The sequence below is a fragment of the Psychroserpens sp. genome (assembly GCF_036960315.1).
GTDB lineage: Bacteria > Bacteroidota > Bacteroidia > Flavobacteriales > Flavobacteriaceae > Psychroserpens.
The window spans coordinates 1-22137 of record NZ_JBALVR010000003.1 but is presented as its reverse complement, the minus strand read 5'-3'; the positions used below and the strand labels follow the sequence as shown (position 1 = coordinate 22137).

The window sequence follows — 22137 nt, the reverse complement described above, 5'->3', positions numbered from 1 at the left end:
GTTATAGTATGAATTAAGAAATAAAGTATCCAGTTAATTGATAACCAAGCAACAAAAAGCCAGCTGCCATTAAAAATATGTTAGTGATTTTGGAGAATTTGATATAACTACTGTACCGTCGCCAAAATGAAATAATTAAGAGTACTAATCCTAGCGCCAAAAATTGACCAATTTCTACACCCAAGTTAAAACCCAATAAATTAACGAAAAGCCCTTCTTTATCAAATTCAAATTCTTGTAATTTCGTTGCAAGCCCAAAGCCATGAAATAATCCAAAAATTAGAACGGCTACTTTGGTATTGGGTTGTTTTCCAAATATTTTTTTGAATCCTCCTAAATTATCAAAACCTTTATAAATTATAGATAAGCCAATTATGGCATCGATTAAATGGGCATTTACATTTATATCTGCCATAACTCCAAATAAAAGTGTAGCACTATGGCCAATAGTAAAAAAACTTACATAGGTGATAATTTCTTTGGTTCGATATAAAAAAAAGATAACTCCCACCAAAAAAAGTAAATGGTCGTAACCTGTAATCATATGTTTTGCGCCTATATATAGAAAAGGTCCAAAAGCAATACCTTTGTTTGATGTTAAAAATGATTGTGTCTCTTTATCTACACCATGCGCATAGGCTGAAACAGAAATAAGACAACACAGTATTAGTATAATAGGAGTTGTTATTTTTACTAATTTCATATAATTTTAATTAGTGTGCATGCCCATGTTCTTTTACCTGACGAATACTATCTAGCTTTCTTTTTTCGGCTTCGTCAACATTGTCTTCAACTGATATTCTGTTTTCTTGGGATTTAATCTCTGTCTCAGGTTTCTCTTCAGTTTTTTTCTTGTCAGTACAAGCTGTGAATAAACCTATTGATAGTATTAAAGCAATAATTAATGTTCTAGTTTTCATACTGTAAAAATTTAATGTTCATTATTCTTCTTTGCTAGGCTGTTTTATGTTCTATATGCTGCTTGCAGAGAACGTGTTCTATGGCACGTTGTTTTGGTTTAGCAACTAATTTAACAAAAGAAAACGAATCAGAGGGGAATCTGCAGGATTTTCCGAGTACACACAAAGTAAACAATGGGTTATACACGTTGTTGTAACACATTTTTCATGACACTAAAACTATGTCTATTATTAGTCTAACAACAAATAATCCAATCAATAAGAGATAACCATTCTTGATTTTTATTTTCTTTAAAAATACTGAAAAGCCAACCAGAAAACTTATTAGTCCCATTAAAATGAAAAGAATAAGAGTCCAATTTGGTTTCATAAAGAAAAACAGGATATCTGTGTAATGATATAGATATAATAACTCTCCAAAATGCCAAACCCAAAAAACAGATAACAATATTTGAATTATTCCATTAAAGGAAGAGCTTTCAAATAATTTATCCATTTTTATCTTTTAGATATTTCAAAAAATTAACAAGATGTTGTTCAGAGTGAATTTGCATTCTATCCTTAAAGCACCATTTTGCATATTTCTTACTCGTATTCTCAAATTGCCATTTAATTTCGAGCATATCCTTAATGATATCACTCAAATCGTCAATTGCATCTCCAGTTACCAAATACGCATCTGGTATTATTAAGTGTGATTCCAAAACTGAATGATACCAGCCAAAATCCGGAAAGTTTGCCTCAACGTTTTTCTTTATCGAGTCATAATCAAAAGTAGGCTCTTCTTCTTCAAAATCTCCATCATCAAATTCCACTTCCAAATTCAGATATTCATAGTAAAGTCCGACCAAGAGGTTTTGGATTTCTAGTTCGTTATTATCCGACTGAACTTTATCATTAAGTCCAAATTCTGTAATCCGTTTTATATACTTTTCTATTTTGCTCAATGTTTATCTTAAATTTGTTACTACGTGCTTGTGTATGGCAAGTTTCGGTTTTGTGTGCGACGATTTTCCAAAGGAAAATCAGACAGAACAAAATAGAATCTACCTTTGTTTAAGCCTAAAATAAGCAATATTTTCTACCCGTTATTATGAGCTTTTTTTATTCCTCAGTATTTTTACAATACGGTTAATTACGATTTCCGATAAATTCCAGTCATATCCATCAAAATTAGTTGTATTCACAAATTGAACGACAATCGTGTCTATGTCTTTATGGTATTCTGCAAGACTCTGATAGCCGGGAACCAGACCTCCATGCTCGTAGACGTAAATGGAGGAATAGATTTCCTGTTCCCCTTCATCAAACACTGAACCATCGTTTAATGCCCGCAAAAATATGCCCACATCCTCTGCTGTAGCTAACATTCCGTTTTCATTTGTCTTAAAATCGGCTTCAATGCCAACATAGTAGCCACTCATAACATTGTCTATATCCACTTCTTTAAGCGAACTAAACGTATTGTTCAGTTCGAGTGGTATCAATATTTCCTCCTTGATATATTGATGATGGCTATAACCTACCACTTTATAAATGATCTCGCGAAGCAACAAATAATTCGTGTTTGAATATTCATAACCTTTATCTGGTTCAAAGCTAGCCGGCAAATCAAGGGCAAATTCTAGGGCTCCTTTACTGCTTTCCGGTTGGTCTTCCCAAAAAGCGGGATTATTGGTAAAATTGGGAATGCCACTTCGATGTTGCGCCATCAATCTCAAGGTGATTTTTTCTGCATTTTCAATTCGATCTGCAAGCTCCGGAAAGTAATCAGCGAGCGTTTCATCTAAAGACAAACGTTTGTCATTGACTAATTTGGTGATAGAAACTGCGACATATAACTTGCTTATACTGGCAATCTTGAACAAGGCTTTCGGGTCGGCAGGTATTTTGTTTTTTCGGTCTTTCCAACCACCTGTATAAAATGCTGGCGGTTTTCCTGCTTCGTCCACATAAACAATCATTCCATCAAACCCATGACCAATTGCTTCATTTACTTGTTCTTGAACTGTATTAGGTAGTGGTAAAATCCAAGCCTTTACTAAAATCCATGGTACGAAGAACAAAGAGGTTATGCTTGCAATAATAAATACTATTCTGAGTATTGGTTTTGTTTGTTTCTTTTTCATACTTTTTTGTGGACGGTGAACTTTTGTTTAATTCCCTACAACGTGATTGTTTATGGTTAGTTGGGTAAGCACTAAGATAGCAAAAAGAAAGAGCGTAAAGGGAATTCGGTAGAATTTCCGTGGTAATTATTAAACACGCTCTAGCAATTAATTATACACGTTGTTGTGTGTAGTTTTTCCTCGCTAAATCTTGTTATTTTATTTCAGTTTTTAAAGTTGGCGAATTCAATCCTTTGAAAATTAGCCAAAGCGCAAGAATTAGTTGAATGAGTCCTATTGGAAGGAGCATATTCATACTAATGCTATTTCCTAAAATCGAAAATAATATTTCAATAAACATAAGAATTACTGCTATTATTCCAATAACTGAAATGATTTTTGGAATTAATTTAGACATGTGTAATGTATAGTATAGAATAAAAATCGGGAAGCAAGAAATGAGTAGACTCAAGTAGTGTGTCCACCAATGTTTTTTATAAAACACATTACCTAATGTATTTAATATATCGGAATTGTTAGTTCCATTTTTAGTATACTCTTGACTTAATTCTAACATTGATAGAACACTAATATTATCAATGGACATAGCGATAAAGCTTAGTATGCTAAATGCTAAATATAAAAATGCCAAGGTGATGCTGAATTTTTTAAAAATTGGTAATAAAATTGCGGCTATAACAACAGACGTTATGCCGCTAAAAAATAAAAGTAAGGTCGAAATAATGATTTCATTTGAGTTTGCAGAAGTGGTAGTTAGAAAATCATCTGAAAATAGTACAGGACCTTGTAAAAATTGATAGACAGCAATACCAGTTGCAAAAATGATGAGAAATAATAGTCCAATAAGCCTTCCCGTTCTTTTATTTGATTTCATATTTTGATTGATTACTTGATTGAGCATAAGACGTTGTAAACTATAGAATGTTACAAAAGAGTATGATTCCTCAAATTACACACAACGTGTTTGTGATGTGTCACTAACGGGAAAGTGTGCGAGTACTTACCTGACGTAGCTAATTTAATGAAAAGTCATGAATTTCCTAATCGGAAATTTAGCCGTTATTGCGCCTGCACGTTGTTAGTCTTTCGTTAGTATATAGTTTTAATCAATAATTGTTATTTATTTGTTCTATTAAAAGAGTTGCTTCCTCTTTTACATTTTCTATTGCATTTATAAACCTATAGTGTGCATAACCTTTGATATCTGTTGCACTGATAAAGCTTGAAGCAAATTTTAGTTCATCTAAATTGGTCCAGATCAAATTAACAATATTTGAATTTTGATGCCCAGATACGGGATAATTATCTGAATACCTTGATATTTTATTTGAGTATATTTCTGTATAATAATTCGAGTTTTCTCTTTCTAAGTCTTGTAGTGAAATTAAAGACATTAACTTCTTATTAAGAGATTCATCGAAAAGGTCAATGTTTCCGGTTGCAATTAAAGTATTAAACGTATTTCTATTATACTGAAAACGTGTATTTAATTCAGGGTCAAATTCAGTTCTTGCAATTTTTATAAGAGTGTCGACTGGTGAATCTTCACCTAAAAACCTCTTCTTTTGATTATTTAGGGTTTCCAATTCACTATAATTTTTTGTAATCAACTCATTCAACTTTAGAATATCCAATGAGAGGTCATTTATTAAAGAAATTTTATAAGAAATTTTTAATTTTTCTTTTTTTTGAATTTCATTCCAATTGTTAATTTGTAGTGCTATCAAAATTCCAATAACAACGAGAACAATTTCTCCTATGGCATATTTCAAATACTTTCCAGTTTTATTCTTCTCCACAAGGCCGTAACGTATTTTTCTAAAGATTTTTATCATTTCGTTAGTGTTTGGTCATGATGAAGGCTCATGTATTCGTATTTGGTTAGTTGGAGCCAAATTAGTAAAAGAACCACAGGGAAATCCGTAGGATTTTCCTAGTACACATAGAAAAAGCAATCGACTATTCACGTTGTTGGCGTTAGTTTTCTTAATCAACAATTACGACATTGCCACGATTTCTGATTAACATTACCTGTATTATTTTTTCAACCAATTCCGTATTGATTTTCATTCGGTCGGCTATTAATTCTATTACTTTTTCTTCATCTTTTTCAAGAATCCCATCAGCTAATACTATTTCAATAGCCATTGAAAATAAAGTATCTTTATCACCTTCATTAACGAATTCAGAGCATGCCTCAACCAATCCAATTCCACCGATTTTTAGTTTTGCTTCTACAACTGAATTATAAAGAGGTGAGATATCTATTCCAGAGAATTTTTGTTTATGGACAATCATTCTCGAAAGAGAATCAATTTCCACATCACTTACAACACCATCTGAGGACATACAAGCATATAGTATTCCTATCCAAGCTTCCAAATCCGAGTGTGGTTTATAAATTATGTCTTTTGTTTTTTTTATAAATTGGTCAAATAGCCCCATTTTTTTGTTTTTATAGTTTTGTTAAAAATATAATTTTTACTTTATTTTTTTTGTTTGAATATGAAATCATTAACGTTTTATTTGGAGTAATTACAGCCAACGTGTTCGTTTATGGTTAGCTGCCTTGGCAGGAACTAAGTTAGTAAATAGAAAACCATTCAAAGGAAATTCCGTAGGATTTTCCGAGTACACAAAGAACGAGCAATTTGCTATACACGCTGTTGTGTTTAGTTTTTTACTTTATCACTTTAAAAACCCATTTCAACACCACGTACCTTGTAAATTACAACAGCACAGCACAGCACCTTACATCTTACTGATGATAAGCTGTGTTATGAGCTAAGGCACCACCACAAGTGCTACAAGCACCAGAAGCTCCAGATCCTCCAACACATCCTTTTCCACAGGTATAATGCCATACTCCAGCTTTATTTTGACTAGGTTCGGCGGCAGGAGCAGCAGCAGTAGGATTAGCATAAGGAGCAGTAGAAGTTGGTGCGCTATTAGCATTGGCATGATAAGTAGTGTTATGTGCTAAAAGACCTCCACAATTATCACAATTAACAGCCGATCCAGCACCTCCAGCGCAACCTTTTCTACAGGTATAGTGCCAGACTCCACCTGCATTTTGAGAGGGCTCAAGAGCAGTCGAATTTGGAATCGTTACATTAAGTGGAGTAGTCGAATCTAAAACTTTCAATGGTTTTAAGGTTTCTTGTTTTGATGCTTTAGTAGTGTCATTACAGGCGTAGAAAAAAATGACTGAACTGAATAATAATGCAATGATCTTAAAATATTTCATAATGGTATTTTTTAAATTTGTAATGTATAAAGCAAGCTAATTTGGATTTTTATGTCCTTTGATTTGCGAGCCTATTCAAAAGTTATATTCTATTATGTAAACTTACATTATATTTTTTTTACTTGGCTTTATTTGAATATCATCTATAAATTATCAAATTTTACACCGCGTTTTCGTGTATGGTTTCTTATTCCGTCGTACTTATTTTATTCCGTTCAGTTTTAATTCGGTCAAAGTATTTTGAAATATAGAATAATAAAAAATAGCTACAATATTAAAATTTATTTCGATTATATCAGGATGCGCATTCCTTGATAGTCTCCAGTTAGTGAATCCAAAGTCTAATCCGACAATGGTATCGTTTGTTAACTTAATGGTAAGTCTAATATATAAACGGATAGCAAAATCAAAAATGTAGCCTAATAAAACATTACTAACTGCTTGTCTGGCTTGCATAAAAATCGAACAGTTTACACAAGGTATTTGTTTATTGTTAGTTGCGTCTAGCAGCCTTGTGACTAATGTTAGTCTCTACTGAAACAGCTGTTAGTTAGGCGGTTAGGAAGAACGTGTTGGAAAAGGGGTAAGACTGTCTTGACTAATTCTCCAATAATCTAAAGATAGTAATTTGTAGGAGAAGTCCCTGGTCTTAACCAACTGTAGCAATTAATAATACACGTTGTTTATTGACTGTTGTTTTTTATTTACGTTTATCTGAATTTTATTAATTGTCTCAATAACAATAAATCGCAAAGGTGGAATAAGCATTATAAATGTAATTGCGCAAATTAATAAAATGTAAACTGCCTCATTTTATATATAATATATTACGGGAATATCTGTATCTATAATTACCTTTCGTTATAGCCAGCTGTTTATTCTTTCTACATGTACTTTAATTATATTTTTTTTAATATTTTTAGACGAATTAAAATCATTCAAATGCAAAACGGGAAGAGCTTAATAACCTTGATTTTTTTGGCAATTGCGACACTTTCATGGTCTCAGTCTACGCAATCTGACACTACAAGAATCCTTTTTATTGGAAATAGTTATACTTATTATAATAGTTTGCCTGAGTTGGTAAAGGCTATAACCGAAGAGAAGTTTCCAGATCAAGTTATAGAAATTCGAATGGTTAGTCAAGGTGGTATGACCTTAAAGGGACATTGGCAAGAAAAGGAAGCGCTACAAGCGATTAGGTCTGACCATTGGGATTATGTTATACTGCAAGAACAAAGCAAGCTGGGAATGGGTGTGATGATTGATGACGACATCTATTTTGGACAAACCGATCTGTTCTTTGAGTATGCTAGAAAATTTGATGTTGAAATAAAGAAGGCCGATGCTAAAACAGTTTTTTTTATGACATGGTCAGTGAGTAGCCGACCTGAAGAACAAGAAATATTAACCCACGCTTATTCGACAATCGCCAAAGAACTTAATGCAACGCTCGCTCCCATTGGCTTGGTCTGGGATCAGTTGCGTAGCAGCGACCAGTTTAATTTTTATGAGATGGATGGCTCACATCCCTCTCCGATGGGGTCTTACTTGGCAGCTACTACCATATTTTCAAGCCTATTTGAAGTAAGTCCATTGGGCTTATCGGGAAGCATCTCGGGAAATGAATTATCGAGTTTAGATGAACCTTTATTAGAATTGCAACCTTTGATGGATATTACAAAGGAGGATGCTCAAGCGATTCAAAAGGCAAGCTGGTCGGTAGTTGAAGCCTTGCAAAAGTCAGGTAATTATCCCGAGGTTCAGCAACCCAAACCAAGTTACAATATTCCACTGTTGGTTCAAGGTGAGAAGATTGATTTGAAAAACATCATAGGAAGGTGGTATGGAACTTCTTCCTATGGTTTTAATTATCTGGGATTAGTTTTGGATGTTGATTATGTTGGAGATAAACTCGAAGTTAGCTTGTCCTTTTATGCTCCAGATCGAGAAGATAATATGACAGTTCAAGAATCTAAACTTCTAGAGAATCAGTTAGACTTAAAAATGTTTGATAGCTTAAGAACAATGAATTCTACTATTCAATTTTCTCTCAATGGTGATCAAATGACTGGATTATTAGAATCTGAAGGAGCTATTACAATGTATAAACATCTTAAACTTTCTAGAGAAAACATTCAAAATGAATTTGATATTGCAGCTTTTGTTTTATTAATGCAATCTTTCCAATCAAAAATCTTGAAAGTTGGTTATGTAAAAGCAGCTGTTAATCACTATGAACAATATAGTCGACTGATAGGTGACACGTATTTACCTGAAGAAAGTTATTTGAATGCGCAAGGCTATAATTTTATGCGAGATGACAAGATGAATGATGCCCTTAATCAATTTGAATTGGCAATGACTTTATATCCCCAGTCTGTGAATACATATGACAGTTATGGAGAGGCTTTGGTCAAAGCTGGAAAGAAAGAAAAAGCATTAAAAATATATACTAAGGGCTATGAATTAGCAAAAAAAACAGGGGATAGAAATTTGGCCTATATAGAGGCTAATCTCATGAAGTTGAAAGAAGGCATCCCAATTCTCCAACAGATGAGAACGCCGCCACCACCGCGACAATAACTATAATTTGAATATAAATTTTTGCCAGTTTGTATTTATTGTTTCAATAAATGTTATGCAGATAAGTAAATGACAGCCAACGTGTTTGTTTATGGTTAAGCAACTAATTTAGCAAATAAAAACCGAATAGAAAATCCGCTATGATTTTCGTAAGCAAGCTAGAACCAAACAATTAAATATACACGTTGTTGGCAGTAGTTATTTTTTAAATTCATTTGCTTTTAAAACTCTTAAGAAATTGCTTCCAAGAATTTTAACAATATCTTCCTCACTGTATTCTTTTTCGACTAATGCTTTAGTTATTAAAGGATATGTTGTTACATCATCCAACTGCAATGGTGTAAGATTGATTCCGTCAAAGTCAGATCCAAGACCAACGTAATTAACGCCAACCAGTTTAACAATATAATCGATATGATCAATCAACTTAGTTAATGGCGGTCTCATTAGTTCTGCTTCATCTGCATATTTTTTATACAGATAATCCATCTTATACCATTCGTCCATTCCGCTTTTTATTAGAGAATCTCCTTCAATAGCGTGCTTTTCAAGAAAGGCCATCTCTTTTTTATCAAAACTACTGTCAATAAAACCAGGATGAAAATTCACCATAATTACACCTCCATTTTTAGCAATTGCTTTTATTTGATCATCTTTTAAATTTCGACGGCTCGCTACAAGACTGTAAACCGAGCTGTGAGAAGCGATAATAGGTTTATTGGTAATCTTAATCACATCCCAAAATGTCTGGTCGCCAGAGTGACTTACATCTATCATCATACCCAATTCATTCATTTTCGTTATAACCTGCATTCCAAAACCTGTTAGACCTTTTTGTGATAAGTTTGGATTTGTTGTTTCATCTGCAGCGCTCGTTGCCCAAGAAGGAGCCACATTATGTGTTAAAGTTAAATATCTAGCCCCACGTTTATATAGAGCTTCTAATTTATTAAGATCATCTTCAATCATGTGACCGCCTTCAACTCCAAACATAGCAGCAATTTTATTTTCTTTTATAGCTTTTAAAATCTCTACAGAGTTTGCTGCTTTTATAATCTTATTTGGGTTCCGTGCTACTACTGCATCTAGACTATCCATTTCCCTGTTGGCAATTGCATAGGCGTTTTTTACACCGCCGTCACAATACACCGAAAATATTTGAACATCCAGGCCTCCCTTTTTCCAACGATCCAGATCGCTATGCGTTTTCCCAGTTAAATCTTGATCCAATATTACTCCTTTGTCTACTATTTTCATTAGGATATCATTGTGGGTGTCAATTACAATTGCCTCATTATGAATTTCTATAAATGTTTTGGGTTCAGATTTTTTATCTGGCGAAGGTTTACAGGATGATAAAACAATAAGCAGGATGACTAAATATCTCATATTCTTGAATTTATAATTTTGGTTTGTAATTACTGCCAACGTGTTCGTGTTTGGTTTCGTTGCGTGAGAACTAAGATAGCAAATAAACAGAAACCCATTGTTCAGTAGTGAGGATTTTCAGAAAACAAAGAGACGCAATGAACTAAACAAGTTGTTGTGCTTTCGTTATTTTCATCTTTCATCAATAAAATAATTTATTTATTGAACTAACTTTTCGAAAGAACTTTATCATTAAAGGTATTTTTGTGTGTTCTCAATACCAATCATCAGCAATCTTCTTTTGGGAGCCAATTTCAAAGCAAGTTTGTACTGAGAATCAGCCTCGCTATACCGTTTTTGACTCAATAACCAGTCTGCATATAACTCGTGCGTCGGTTTCTGAATATGAGGAGGGCCATAACTATAACTTATACTGCTTTCAAGAGCGATGGATTTAAGAAAATGTTCTTCGGCTGAGGTAATACTTGAGCTCGTATTGGCTTGCAGCCCTTTGAGTTGATTCAGCCTTATCTTGCTTTCAACAAGGTCTGTCTGCGTAGCTTCTGATCGACTTACATTTGAACATAAATTTGAGCTCCCGTAGGCCAGAACGTACGATCCTCTGTCAATGTCATTTTCCATTATACTAATTACATTCTCCAATTTTTTAATATCGGAATTACCATAGGCCTTCATCCCTTCTAGAAAATGATATTGAGACCGAATTGAAATATTAAGATCACTAATGTCTACAGGAATTTCTGCTATTTCACTATTCCATTCATTAGTTTCTGCCAAATATGTGCCTTTAAGAAATACCATATGAACTCGCGCTCGTATCGATGGCTTTTCCTCAGCAAACACCATCATTTCCTGAACTAATGCTTTCGCTTTCTCTTTCTGATTGTTCTGAAGGTATCCGTATTCCAGCCAGTGAAACGCATGATACCCCCGAGCATCATTATCGAGTTCCTTTCTAACCATTCTGTCCAAACTGGCCTGATACGAATCAATGTTCGATGCAATTACGTTCTCCCACATCCCCATAGCTACGAATATATGTGAAGGCATGTGCAAGGCATGGCTGGCATCAGGAGCAACTTTTGAGTAGGCGTGAGCAGCATCTAGGGCCATAGCTGCATGTCCTGGATCGTCATAAGAGTGAATAAGGTAATGCAATGCTCCCGGATGTTTTGGGTTTTCTTTTAAAATACCCTGTGCAATTAGGGCACCTTTACCATAAATTTCATCATCACGACCCTCTTGAACAGAACCTAGTAATGACAGTGCATAAAATGCCGCAATTTCATGATTCTTTGGATATTTTTTAGAGAGTTTTGCCATATATTCTGAATACGCTACATCCCGACTGGACTTGTCTATTTTAGGCTTGTACAAAAGATGAATGGCAGCGATTAGGTCTTGTTCCATTGGGTTACAATTACTTTGGTAATTAATGCTTTTTAACTTAGCTAATACCTCAGTGGCTTCTTCCAAATCTTGTTCTGACCATAAGCTATGGTTATAGGTCATTGCCTCGCCCCAGTAGGCCATTGGCATTTCAGGATCTATTTTCTGTGCTTCCTGAAAAGCGTCACGGGCATCTTCGTATTCGAAAGAATGGAGCAGTAGAAGCCCTTTTTCGAATAATGGCTTGGCTTTTGAAGTACCTGATACTTCGATACGAACTTCTCCTAGCTGATCCTTGAAACTCTGAGCATTATTGCATGAAAAGAAGCATAATATGACGGCGATAAAAAAACTAATTTTCATAATAAATAGGGTTAGTTAGTTTGTATAAAGATATGATTTCTATTGGTTAAGCGAGACTATTGAGAGAGTCAATTCTTAATCGTAAGGCATTTCAAATGAATGTTTAGTCGTTGAATTTTAACGGCCGACTTTAAAATTCATTATGATTTTGTCTCCTAATCTACAACTATGGTCCTTAATAATGGCTTGGATATATTTACAGAGAAACTATCTAAAGTCGAATCTTTCATTTTGAATAGTATCTAGGTCTTGAATAAAATGCTTAATAACTGTTTATAATTATGTAGCCTTTATTCAGGACGGGGCATAATGAAGCACAACGTATTTTTGTGTGATTTGTGCGACTTAGAATCGCAGGATTTTTAGTTGTGGAAAATCAGTAGTTTAAATATATAAATTTTAAATGAAGTAGGAGTGAAGCATTAATTATACACGTTGTTGGCCTTTGGTTATTTTTAATTTTCTAATCGTTTTATTTCATTTTGGACTTCCTCAATTAGTTCCTCTAATTTTTTTAATGAGTCTTCTAGCCAACGGTTTCTTACTTGTAAGTATGCGTTATGTTCTAACAAAATGTTTTGAAATTCAAAATTCCCATAAAGAGCTTCAATATTAATCGGTTGAATTTGAGCTTTTACGTAATTAACATTATGAGTATCCCATGAAATGGGTTTAAAATTCTTACGTATAAAAGGTTCCAATACCTCATTTTGTATTTTATCTTCGCCAATACCTCTTAAATCAATATTTCTAAATTCTTTTTCATACATCATTGTAAGACGTGTTCTTAGGCTATCATTGGATACTATATTCATGCCTTCGCTTTGAATATATTTATATGCTGTGTTGGCACTATTAAAGAAGCTGGTGTGCCTTATTCCTGTTAAATACGTCACTAATGAGTCATCCAATTTTCGCTTTTCATTAAAGAATAATATGATAGAATCTGAATATCGAAGGCGTAATTTGACCTCACTTAGTATTATTTCTGCTTCTTCTTGGTTATCTATAAGGTCTGCTCTCAACTGTTTAAGGATTTTTACTTCCTGTAAGGTCTCTTGTCTAGTTTCTTTCCAATTATTTAAACTCAGAGCTATCAAAATTCCAATGACTACAAGGACAATCTCACCTATGGCATATTTTAAATACTTTCCAGTCTTATTTTTTTCCATAAGGTCGTATCGAATTTTTCTAAAGAATTTTATCATTGGTTTGTTGGTTGATCTAATTGAAGGCTTAACGTATTCGTGTATGGTTAGTTACGCTGGCCAGCAACTAAATTAGTAAAAGAAACCGAACCAGAGGGAATTCTGTAGGATTTTCCAAGTGCACAAAGAACAAGCAATTGACTATACACGTTGTTAGCCTTTTGTTATTTATTAGTTTTAACTAATGCATATATTTACTGTAACAATTATTGCAAATAGTTGTCTTTATTGAATATATAACAATTATAATATAATGAAAATTAACAAAAACTTTTTAGCTTTTCTAAGTCTAATCTTTCCACTGATGCTTTCTGCACAGGTTGAATCAATATTTAATGACATTCGATTGAACCAGTCATTGCAAGTGGTAACTCAAAAATTAAGCAAAATATCCGAAAGTTCAAATATCATTTCTATTGAGAAGCCAAGTTTTCCATTAGCGAATAACCAAGAAGAACATTTAGTTTGCTCACAAGTAAAAACTGATAATGGAATAATTAGTAGCGTTGTATTCACTTTTGCTGATGACAAGCTAAAGTATATTGAAGCAAGAGGAAATGCACGCAAGACCTTAACTAGGACGCTTACAGATACCACAAGAACGTATCTCGATTATGATGTCTACGTTTCTGAAAAATTATTTTTAAAGAAAAAGGAGGATGCTGCCTGGATATTGACTCAGGAGGGAATGCATACTGGTTTGTTCGCTTGGGAAAATCCATACATTGATGCAGGTTATAAGAATAAAATAAAGTCTAAATCCTCCAGTCAAATACCGGAATTTATTAAAATGGGTGTATCCCTTGATGAATTAATGCCATCATTAGAATCTAATAGTAATTTTACAAACACTGAAAAATTAGATGGAACTGATCCAAATGCTCAAATTCAAATTAACTGTTTTGGTGTTGATTATTTAGGATTTCCAAGAAAAATTGAAGCTCGGTTTGGGAATAATATTTTAAATGCAGTATGGATATTAACTGGAAAAGGAGAAGAAGACAGAATTAGAAAAGCATTGACTAATCAGTATGGTAAGCCTATTTTTGTTAATGATGATTGGGAAATTTTTAATAATTGGCAGGTTGGTTTAAGAAAGGATAAACCTGAAATATTACTTTTAGAAAAGGAAATAGGATTAAAGTATAAAACCAGCTATTTTAAACAGTAATTTCCTATAAACTAATTCAAAGAATTTTATATAAGCAATGTAGGGTTAAACATAATGAAGACCAACATGTTCGTGCATGGTTAGTTGCGTTGGTTGGCAACTATTTTAGTAAAAGAAAATGAACCAGAGGGAAATCCGTAGGATTTTCCAAGTACACACAGAACGAGCAATTGACTATAAACGTTGTTTTGCTTTCGTTATTTTCTATTTTGAATCACACTCCTTTTTTAGTTGATTATAGGTTATTTCCATTTCTTTCAGAATATTGCTAAAATGTTGTTTTTCTCTTTCGCTCATTGTTACAAAAAAAACTAAATCATTCTGAAATTGCTTATAATATTTAGATTCACTATCAAATTGCCAATTATAAACAGGAAGAGTTTCTAATATTTCATTTCCTAATGATTTTTTAACGTAGTCATAATTTTGAAAGCCAAATAAAATGTTGTCATCATACGAAAAAGCTTTTTGCAGGCTTTTTGATCGATTAATTTCAAGTTGATAAAGCAATTTGTCCAATTCTACATAGTATCGGATTATGTTATTTTTCAAAGAATCGTTTGTCAATAAACTTAATTTTCCAGATGATATAATATCTGTTATAGTTACTTTGCTAGGCACAAATGCATTCGTTCTTAATGCTTGTAAATAGTTGTTTAAAAGATAGGATTTAGCTTTGTCTTTACTGTTTAATTCCAAAAGAAGTCTTTTGCTAGTTTCTATTTTATATTCTGACGCTTTATAGAGTTCCTCAATATTTTGACGGTCAAGTTCAAAATCGGAAAGAATTTTACAATAGTATTCTGATTCAGAAATTCTGTTTTTCCTGTTCTCATTCCAATTATTAATAGAAATCGCAATTAAGATACCAATCACAACAAGAACAATTTCTCCAATGGCGTATTTAAAATACTTTCCGGTTTTGTTATTCTCCATAAGGTCGTAACGTATTTTTCTGAAAAATTTTATCATTTAGTTAGTGTTTGGTCATAATGAAGGCCAACGTTTGGTATATGGTTTGGTTCTTAAGCACTAAGATAGCAAAAAGGTGATAATTTCCGTGGTAATCATTAAACACTCTCTAGCAATAAATTATATGCGTTGTTAGTACCTATTTTTTGTTTCTTTCCTATTTAAAAAACTGTAGCCTTTTATCTTTAACTTTATCTATACGAAGCATTTTGTAATCTAAAATATAATTTTGGTATATCCGCCAGGGTGCCTTATTTCCTTGACTTGGAAGTATGTTTGCTGCCCTCTTAATGTATCCAGAATTTAAGTTGAGTAGTGGAGCCGATTGCAAATTGTTCTCAATTACTTTTGCTTGCAAAGCTTTGTAATTATGCTTGTTTAAATACGTCAAAACTCGAGAAATATATTCACTGGTAAGGTCACTTTTCAATGTCCATGACGCATTGGTATAGCCAACAAAAACAAAGAAGTTGGGTAGGTCGCTCAACATAAGACCTTTATATACAAAAGATTTGGAAACATCAAATGGTTTTGAATCTATTTGAAATTTTACGCCTCCAAACGCCACTAGATCCAACCCTGTTGCAGTAATGATAATATCTGCGTCCAGTGTTCTTCCGGATTTTAATAAAATTCCATTGGCTACAAAACGATCAATATGGTCTGTAACGACAGATGCTTTCCCTTTTCTGATGGCTTTAAAAAAATCTCCGCTTGGAGCGATGCAAAAGCGTTGTTCCCATGGATTATAGTTTGGTGTAAAATGAGGGTCGACAGGAAAGTCACCCAAACCTTTTTTCGCACCTTTTAGGATGAATTTCTTCATTCTTTCCGGATAAAACCTACAGAGATTATAAAAGATAATCGTATAGAAAATGTTTTTATAACGGATCAATCTATAGGCTAATTTTTTATGGAATATACGTTTCAGCCGGGCGGCAATCTTGTCTTTATTGGGTAAAGCGGCAATATAAGTTGGTGATCTTTGCAACATAATAACCTGTGCAGTCTCATTGGCAAGCTCAGGCACGATCGTTACAGCAGTGGCTCCACTACCAATTACAACGATTTTTTTACCGGTAACATCTAAATTTTCAGGCCATTTTTGGGGATGGATTATTTCTCCTTCAAAACTTGCTTGATCCTTAAATTCGGGAGTATAACCTTTGTTGTAATTGTAATAGCCACTACAGCCAAAGATAAACTGGCACGTATAAGCCATCTCTTCACCAGTTGCCGTATTTATGGTGGTTACTGTCCATAATTTCTCTTTTGTACTGAAGTTATAAGAAATAGCACGTTGTTGGTAGATGATATGTTCTCGCACCTTATATTCGTCAGCGGCTTCATTTATATATTTTAAAATAGATGGTCCGTCTGCAAAAGACTTTTGCTCATCCCATGTTTTAAAGGAATAGCCAAATGTATACATATCAGAATCAGAACGAATACCAGGATATCTGAACAAACTCCAGGTGCCTCCAACTTCTGTTCTTGCTTCCAAAATCACATAGGTTTTATCGGGATTTTTACGAGACAAATGACAGGCAGCTCCTATTCCAGATAAACCAGCTCCAATTATAATAATATCTTTATGCATCTTTTTTATTGGTGCTAACGTGTTTGAGTGTGATTTGTGAGACATAGAATCCGCAGGATTTTCAGTTGTAGTAAATCAGTTATTTAAATATATAAATTTTAATTGAAGTAGGAGTGAAGCATTAATTATACACGTTGTTGTATGCCGTTTTAGTCTTATTGCAATTTCGTCTCTACAAAGTACATTTCCATTTCACCTTTGCCTTTGGCTTGAATTTTTCCTCTGGACTCAAAAGTGAATTCTGGATCGTCTTTTAGCAAAATATAAGTGCCTTCAGATATATTCACCTTCCCAATTTCACCACTGCTTTCCATGCGTGATGCTGTGTTTACGGTATCCCCCCAAATATCATACTGAAATTTCTTTACACCAACAATACCAGCCACTACTGGTCCTGTATGAATTCCTAAACGCATCTTAAATGACATTTCATTTAATTCATCTTTCTCAATGATTCGATTAGAAATAAAAGACTGCATTTCTAAAGCTGCCAACACCGTGTTTTTTAAAGAATCCTCAGAAGGCACTGGTAATCCACCAGCTGCCATATAAGCATCACCAATGGTCTTTATCTTTTCTATACCATGTGATTCACAGATGTAATCAAAAGCCTTAAAGCAAACATTGATTTCTTCAATAAGCGCTTTTGCAGACAACTTTTCTGAGGCTTGTGTAAACCCTTTAAAATCAGTAAAGAGTATAGATACCATTTCAAAATCTTTAGCATCTGCACTTCCTTTCTCTTTGAGTTCCTCAGCTATTTCTGATGGCAAAATATTAAGCAATAAATTTTCAGACCGATCCTTTTCTTTTTCAATAACAGCTTTAGATTTTTTCACATAACGCCATCTGCTAAAAAATCCTCCCGAGAGTAACAGAAAAAATATACCAGCACCTATGGCTAAATCTTTATTTTTATCTTTTTTTCGTACTTCAGTTTGATGTGCCATTTCAACTTTTAGTTCTTTCTCTACTTGGACAAGACTATCTGCCAAAACTTGTTTGGAAAATTCCATTTGTTGGAGTTTCTTTGCTGCATCTTCTGTTTTTAAACTATCATTTAGCACCAACATTTGTTCGTGATATAACAAGGCTATGTTACCATTGCCTAAAGCTTTATACCCCGTGTAAAGGCACTCACAAGCCATTTTTTGTACTGCAATGGCTTCTATTTCTTTAGCTATTTCATGGCTTTTTTTACAATTCAAAATAGCCTTTGAATAATTATTTTGTATTCTATAAATACTTCCAATATTTGCTAAGGATAGTGCAACTCCATATTTATTTCCAATTTTCTCCAAAGTATTTAAGCAATATTGATAATTATCTAATGCATTTGAATAGTCTTGCTCTATTAGATATATGTCCCCAATATTACTCGAGGCCCTAGCAGTTCCTATTTCATCTCCAGTTTCCTTTGCGATTTGCAAGCTATTTTGAAAAAAATCTTGAGCTTTTTTGTAGTCATCCTGCCCTTTATAACATAACCCAATATTGTTTAAGGTATTTACTATACCATCTTTAGCATCAATTTCATCATAGATATTCAAACTTCTTTGGTAATAATTTAAGGCATTGATATAGTCGCCTAATTCAATATAAACATTCCCGATATTGTTTTCGCTTTTGGCGATTCCCAGTTTATTTTCAGTTTCAGTATGGATATTCACACTTCTTTGATAATAATCTAAAGCATTAATATAGTCGCCTTGAATTCTATAAATCATTCCAATATTGTTTAGTGAAGATGCAATTCCATATTTATTTCCAATCTCATTCTGGATAATTAAACTGCTTTTATGCTGTTTAAGTGCATTAGGAAAATCACTTTTATTATAATAGGCCATACCCTTCATGTTTAAAGCACTAGCCATGACTTTTTTCTTCCCTCTTTTCTTAGAAAACTCAAATAGGGTATCAGATAAAATAATAGCTTTATCTGGATCAGAGTAAACATAACCAAACCAAATATAATCGTCAAGCGCTTTTATACGACTTGAATCGGGTTGTGTCTGGTCTTCCCAAACGGTATAGAGAGAATCCAGGTTGGTTTGGGCATTGGTAATAGTAAAGATGAGACTAAATATGAAGTAAAGCCATTTGCTTTTCATGATATATGCTTTTAAAGCAAGGTAATACGAGAGAGATAAATGAGGGGGTATAAAGGTTTGGAACTAAGATAGTTGTTTTTTTACATTTGTTTGGGTGTTCAGTCAAAAATTTGAAAACACTAATAAACTCAAGAGGGTAGGTTTTTGCATTCGATTTTTTTAATGTCTTGTCCTGAAATATGGCTACAGGTTAAAATTGATTTTACGCTGTTAAATTATATACCATATTCGGTGTCTTAAAGTCTAAAGATAAGTGTAATCTTATTTCGTTGTATAAATTAATTGCATTTTTTGTAGCTCTTTTCGCGTGCGTTACGTTTGTAAAGGTCTGATCAAGATAAAACTCGTTTTTTAAAATGCCGTTTACACGCTCTGCCATTCCATTTTCCTAACACTGATTTTCTTCTGTCATACTGATTCTAATCTTTTTTCTCTCTAGTATTTGTGTGTGAGGATTTTCCGTAGGTAAATCAGACGGAACAAAATAGCAACTGACTTTGGTTAAGTACTAAACTACGCAATTTTTTATACACGGTGTTAGCCACTGGCTTTTTAGTTCAATTGTCTTTTAAAACTACAAAACAAGAAATTCTGCTTTGTTTCAAATGGTGTCAAGTGGTCTTCTGTGATGCACTTAATTTTGTCAAATCCGTCATTTAATTCCGATGTTAATTCCTCTTCGTTGTATTGTTTTATTTCGAGACCGCTACATTTTTCGGGTCCATTTTGTGAAAAGGTTCCGATTGTCAAGAATCCGCTCACGGAATTTCTTGCGATTTTTATATATTTTTTTATTTGTTCAGTGGTTGTGAGAAAATGAAAGGTTGCTCTGTCGTGCCACATATCAAAAGTCATATTTGGCTCAAATTCTGTAATGTCGCTTACAATCCAATTTACTTTATTTGCTTTTTCTCCAAGTCGAATTTTTGCTTTTTCAAGTGATTTCGCCGAAATGTCAAGTACAGTAACATTTTCAAATCCTTCATCAAGCAAGTAATCCACAAGTTTACTGTCGCCGCCTCCTATATCAATTATTTTCGCAGTCTTGTTTAGTCCAAATGAATGTATAAATTCAAGTGACGTTTTCGGCGTTTCTTGCGTCCAACTTACTTGATCCGGGTTTTTAGTTTCGTAAACCGTTTCCCAATGTTTCTTTCTATCTAAACTCACAGTTATTTTGATTTTTCAGCTTGTAGCTAACGACTCGAATAATCGCCGGTTTTAACGGTGTTTATTTTATGTTAGGCATTTTTTTAATTCAATTTCATCAACGTGTTTTATGAATAAAATCTTTCTTCTGAATCTGCATTGGTGTTATAGGGTATCCATAAAAGTTGGTTTTTTTACCTGTGATTTCCCCACCTATCTTTAAGACCATTTCAACTGTTATATCTCTAGCGTCAATTTTTACTTTTTCTATTCCCATTTGAAATAATTCATCTAAAGATTTTATTGCAATTTTTTTTCCCATACCAAGACCTCTTAGCTTTTTATGAATTGCCAATCGGCCCCAATGCCATTCAGATTTGATTTCCCATGCTGCAACAATTCCAACAACCTCATCACTACTTCTAATGCACCACCATTTTTGACTTTCATTTTCAAGAGGTATTAGTTTTTTTGGAATATTTTGCTCTTTGTAAAATACATTCTCAAGAAATAATATAGCTGAATCATAGAATTCTTGATTCAATTGTTCTATTTCAAATGAAATTGAGTTTAGTTTATTTTCCAACTTTGACTTTTTTTAATTATGCCTAACGTGTTCGTGTATGGTTAGTTGCGTTGGCTGGAACTAAATTAGTAAAAGAAAACGAGCCAGAGGAATCTCGAGCACACAAAGAACCAACAATTAATTATACACGGTGTTAGACTTTCGTTATTTAATTATCCTAATTATCAAAGACTTTTGATTTATTATCGAGCTTATTATGAGGTAATTAGTAACTAATTTTATTTTACTGCTTGTAGATGTATCCAATATTCTTCTTTGAAAGGAATTTGAATATTAATGAATCCAGCATTTCTCATCCACTCCATTTGAACCAAATAGTCTGTTGGTTTGTCAAAAGCTTCGTAATGTTCCATTAGCCAATTCCATTTTTTTCCATCTGATAAGTTATTATTTACAAATTCTTTCCATTGTCTCAGTAGCATTGAATGATCAGGATTGGTTTTACTAATCATTAAATCGCAATATAAAAATATTCCTCCTTTTTTTAAAGAAGTATATATGTACTTAAAAATAGATTGTTTTTCGTTTTCATCACAATGATGGAGGCTAAATCCTGCAAGAATTAGATCATAATTTTCTTTCTTAAATAAAAAATCCTTGAAGTATTTATTGGCATAAATAAAATCATAGCCTTTGAACTGATTACGACATAGATTTATCATTTCGTCAGATGCATCTACAAGAGTGAACGTTGCATTTGGGAAATAAGGAATAAGTTGGGCTGTAACATTTCCATTACCACTGCCAAGATCAAGAATGGATTTAGGGTTAAAATTATCAGGAAAGTGTTTTGTGAAACTTGAAATTAGCGACAAATAATGAGGTACACAGCTAATCATATCATTGGTGTAGTTCTTCGAAAAATCATTGAATTCTATAGCTATGGTTTCTCCTTTTTTCATTAGCGTATTGGTTTCTTTTTTTAAAAGAATTCTATCATATTTATTTCCCGAGAAAGCGGGAACTCTATTGGTTGATCATAATGAAGGCTAACGTGTTTGTGTATAGTTTCGTTGCGTTGAGCACTAAGTTAGCAAAAAGAAAGGAACCCATTGTTCAACAGCGAGAAAATATTGAAGGGAATTTTAGACGTAATGAATAATATACGTTGTTGTATGCTGGCTTTATTCGTTTAATTTATCGACTAATTTTCTTGAAATAACCGTGTCGTATATTATTTTCAGTTTCTTTATTTTATTTTTAGAGTCGAATTCAATAATATCAACAACATCAAATTCTACTTTCTGATTATTTTTCAAAGTCCATTTATAGGTAAAGTAAAGTGCCAAATCATTCGAGTCATCTTGTTCAAAAATT

Annotated in this window: 21 protein-coding genes and 1 pseudogene; 2 read left to right on the top strand and 20 right to left on the bottom strand. The window is 33.3% G+C overall.

What is annotated here, in order from left to right; translation table 11 throughout:
• Window positions 1-13: 13 nt before the first annotated feature.
• The 9 genes from V7719_RS05910 to V7719_RS05870 form a co-directional block, all read right to left on the bottom strand.
• Window positions 14-703 carry a HupE/UreJ family protein gene (locus V7719_RS05910; protein ID WP_335728958.1) on the bottom strand — a complete coding sequence of 230 codons (690 nt, stop codon included), beginning with the start codon at window positions 701-703 and terminating at the stop codon, window positions 14-16.
• Between the two features lie 10 nt (window positions 704-713).
• Window positions 714-920 (bottom strand): hypothetical protein, encoded by a 207-nt coding sequence (locus tag V7719_RS05905; protein WP_335728957.1) that lies wholly within the window; start codon window positions 918-920, stop codon window positions 714-716.
• 488 nt (window positions 921-1408) lie between these two features.
• On the bottom strand, window positions 1409-1867 hold the full coding sequence (locus V7719_RS05900) for a DUF5063 domain-containing protein (RefSeq protein ID WP_335728956.1): 459 nt from the start codon (window positions 1865-1867) through the stop codon (window positions 1409-1411).
• A gap of 144 nt (window positions 1868-2011) precedes the next feature.
• A complete protein-coding gene (locus V7719_RS05895; RefSeq protein WP_335728955.1) occupies window positions 2012-3049 on the bottom strand; it encodes a serine hydrolase domain-containing protein in 1038 nt (345 codons plus the stop codon).
• Between the two features lie 193 nt (window positions 3050-3242).
• On the bottom strand, window positions 3243-3923 hold the full coding sequence (locus V7719_RS05890) for a DUF4386 domain-containing protein (RefSeq protein ID WP_335728954.1): 681 nt from the start codon (window positions 3921-3923) through the stop codon (window positions 3243-3245).
• Window positions 3924-4155: 232 nt separating this feature from the next.
• Window positions 4156-4884: a DUF6090 family protein gene (locus V7719_RS05885; protein ID WP_335728953.1), complete on the bottom strand. Its 729-nt coding sequence runs from the start codon at window positions 4882-4884 to the stop codon at window positions 4156-4158.
• A gap of 151 nt (window positions 4885-5035) precedes the next feature.
• Window positions 5036-5494 carry a tellurite resistance TerB family protein gene (locus tag V7719_RS05880; RefSeq protein WP_335728952.1) on the bottom strand — a complete coding sequence of 153 codons (459 nt, stop codon included), beginning with the start codon at window positions 5492-5494 and terminating at the stop codon, window positions 5036-5038.
• A gap of 313 nt (window positions 5495-5807) precedes the next feature.
• On the bottom strand, window positions 5808-6296 hold the full coding sequence (locus V7719_RS05875) for a hypothetical protein (RefSeq protein ID WP_335728951.1): 489 nt from the start codon (window positions 6294-6296) through the stop codon (window positions 5808-5810).
• A gap of 201 nt (window positions 6297-6497) precedes the next feature.
• Window positions 6498-6752 carry a hypothetical protein gene (locus tag V7719_RS05870; RefSeq protein WP_335728950.1) on the bottom strand — a complete coding sequence of 85 codons (255 nt, stop codon included), beginning with the start codon at window positions 6750-6752 and terminating at the stop codon, window positions 6498-6500.
• Between the two features lie 486 nt (window positions 6753-7238).
• On the opposite strand from V7719_RS05870, the gene V7719_RS05865 reads away from it, so the two are divergent.
• Complete coding sequence (locus V7719_RS05865; RefSeq protein WP_335728949.1) at window positions 7239-8882, top strand: DUF4886 domain-containing protein; 1644 nt, start codon at window positions 7239-7241, stop codon at window positions 8880-8882.
• A 198-nt stretch (window positions 8883-9080) separates the two neighbouring features.
• Here the strand turns inward: V7719_RS05865 and V7719_RS05860 are convergent, their stop codons facing one another.
• The 3 genes from V7719_RS05860 to V7719_RS05850 all read right to left on the bottom strand — a co-directional run bounded on the left by V7719_RS05860 (window position 9081) and on the right by V7719_RS05850 (window position 13195).
• Window positions 9081-10271: a dipeptidase gene (locus V7719_RS05860; protein ID WP_335728948.1), complete on the bottom strand. Its 1191-nt coding sequence runs from the start codon at window positions 10269-10271 to the stop codon at window positions 9081-9083.
• A 231-nt stretch (window positions 10272-10502) separates the two neighbouring features.
• Window positions 10503-12023, bottom strand: coding sequence for a tetratricopeptide repeat protein (locus tag V7719_RS05855; protein ID WP_335728947.1), 1521 nt, complete (start codon window positions 12021-12023; stop codon window positions 10503-10505).
• Between the two features lie 455 nt (window positions 12024-12478).
• Window positions 12479-13195, bottom strand: coding sequence for a DUF6090 family protein (locus V7719_RS05850; RefSeq protein WP_335728946.1), 717 nt, complete (start codon window positions 13193-13195; stop codon window positions 12479-12481).
• A 289-nt stretch (window positions 13196-13484) separates the two neighbouring features.
• On the opposite strand from V7719_RS05850, the gene V7719_RS05845 reads away from it, so the two are divergent.
• Window positions 13485-14402 (top strand): hypothetical protein, encoded by a 918-nt coding sequence (locus tag V7719_RS05845; protein WP_335728945.1) that lies wholly within the window; start codon window positions 13485-13487, stop codon window positions 14400-14402.
• Between the two features lie 204 nt (window positions 14403-14606).
• Here the strand turns inward: V7719_RS05845 and V7719_RS05840 are convergent, their stop codons facing one another.
• The 8 genes and pseudogenes from V7719_RS05840 to V7719_RS05810 form a co-directional block, all read right to left on the bottom strand.
• Window positions 14607-15338, bottom strand: a complete 732-nt coding sequence (locus V7719_RS05840; RefSeq protein ID WP_335728944.1) for a DUF6090 family protein — start codon at window positions 15336-15338, stop codon at window positions 14607-14609.
• Window positions 15339-15531: 193 nt separating this feature from the next.
• A complete protein-coding gene (locus tag V7719_RS05835; RefSeq protein ID WP_335728943.1) occupies window positions 15532-16974 on the bottom strand; it encodes a flavin-containing monooxygenase in 1443 nt (480 codons plus the stop codon).
• 155 nt (window positions 16975-17129) lie between these two features.
• Window positions 17130-19085, bottom strand: a complete 1956-nt coding sequence (locus tag V7719_RS05830; RefSeq protein WP_335728942.1) for an adenylate/guanylate cyclase domain-containing protein — start codon at window positions 19083-19085, stop codon at window positions 17130-17132.
• 202 nt (window positions 19086-19287) lie between these two features.
• The gene (locus tag V7719_RS18795) at window positions 19288-19464 is read right to left on the bottom strand and encodes an integrase core domain-containing protein (protein ID WP_442969058.1); all 177 of its coding nucleotides are present in this window, start codon (window positions 19462-19464) and stop codon (window positions 19288-19290) included.
• Between the two features lie 173 nt (window positions 19465-19637).
• Window positions 19638-20255 carry a class I SAM-dependent methyltransferase gene (locus V7719_RS05825; protein ID WP_335728941.1) on the bottom strand — a complete coding sequence of 206 codons (618 nt, stop codon included), beginning with the start codon at window positions 20253-20255 and terminating at the stop codon, window positions 19638-19640.
• Between the two features lie 97 nt (window positions 20256-20352).
• Window positions 20353-20820: a GNAT family N-acetyltransferase gene (locus V7719_RS05820; RefSeq protein WP_335728940.1), complete on the bottom strand. Its 468-nt coding sequence runs from the start codon at window positions 20818-20820 to the stop codon at window positions 20353-20355.
• A 218-nt stretch (window positions 20821-21038) separates the two neighbouring features.
• Window positions 21039-21722, bottom strand: a complete 684-nt coding sequence (locus V7719_RS05815) for a class I SAM-dependent methyltransferase (RefSeq protein ID WP_335728939.1) — start codon at window positions 21720-21722, stop codon at window positions 21039-21041.
• Between the two features lie 222 nt (window positions 21723-21944).
• Window positions 21945-22137: pseudogene (locus V7719_RS05810) on the bottom strand (nuclear transport factor 2 family protein); the annotation flags it as partial.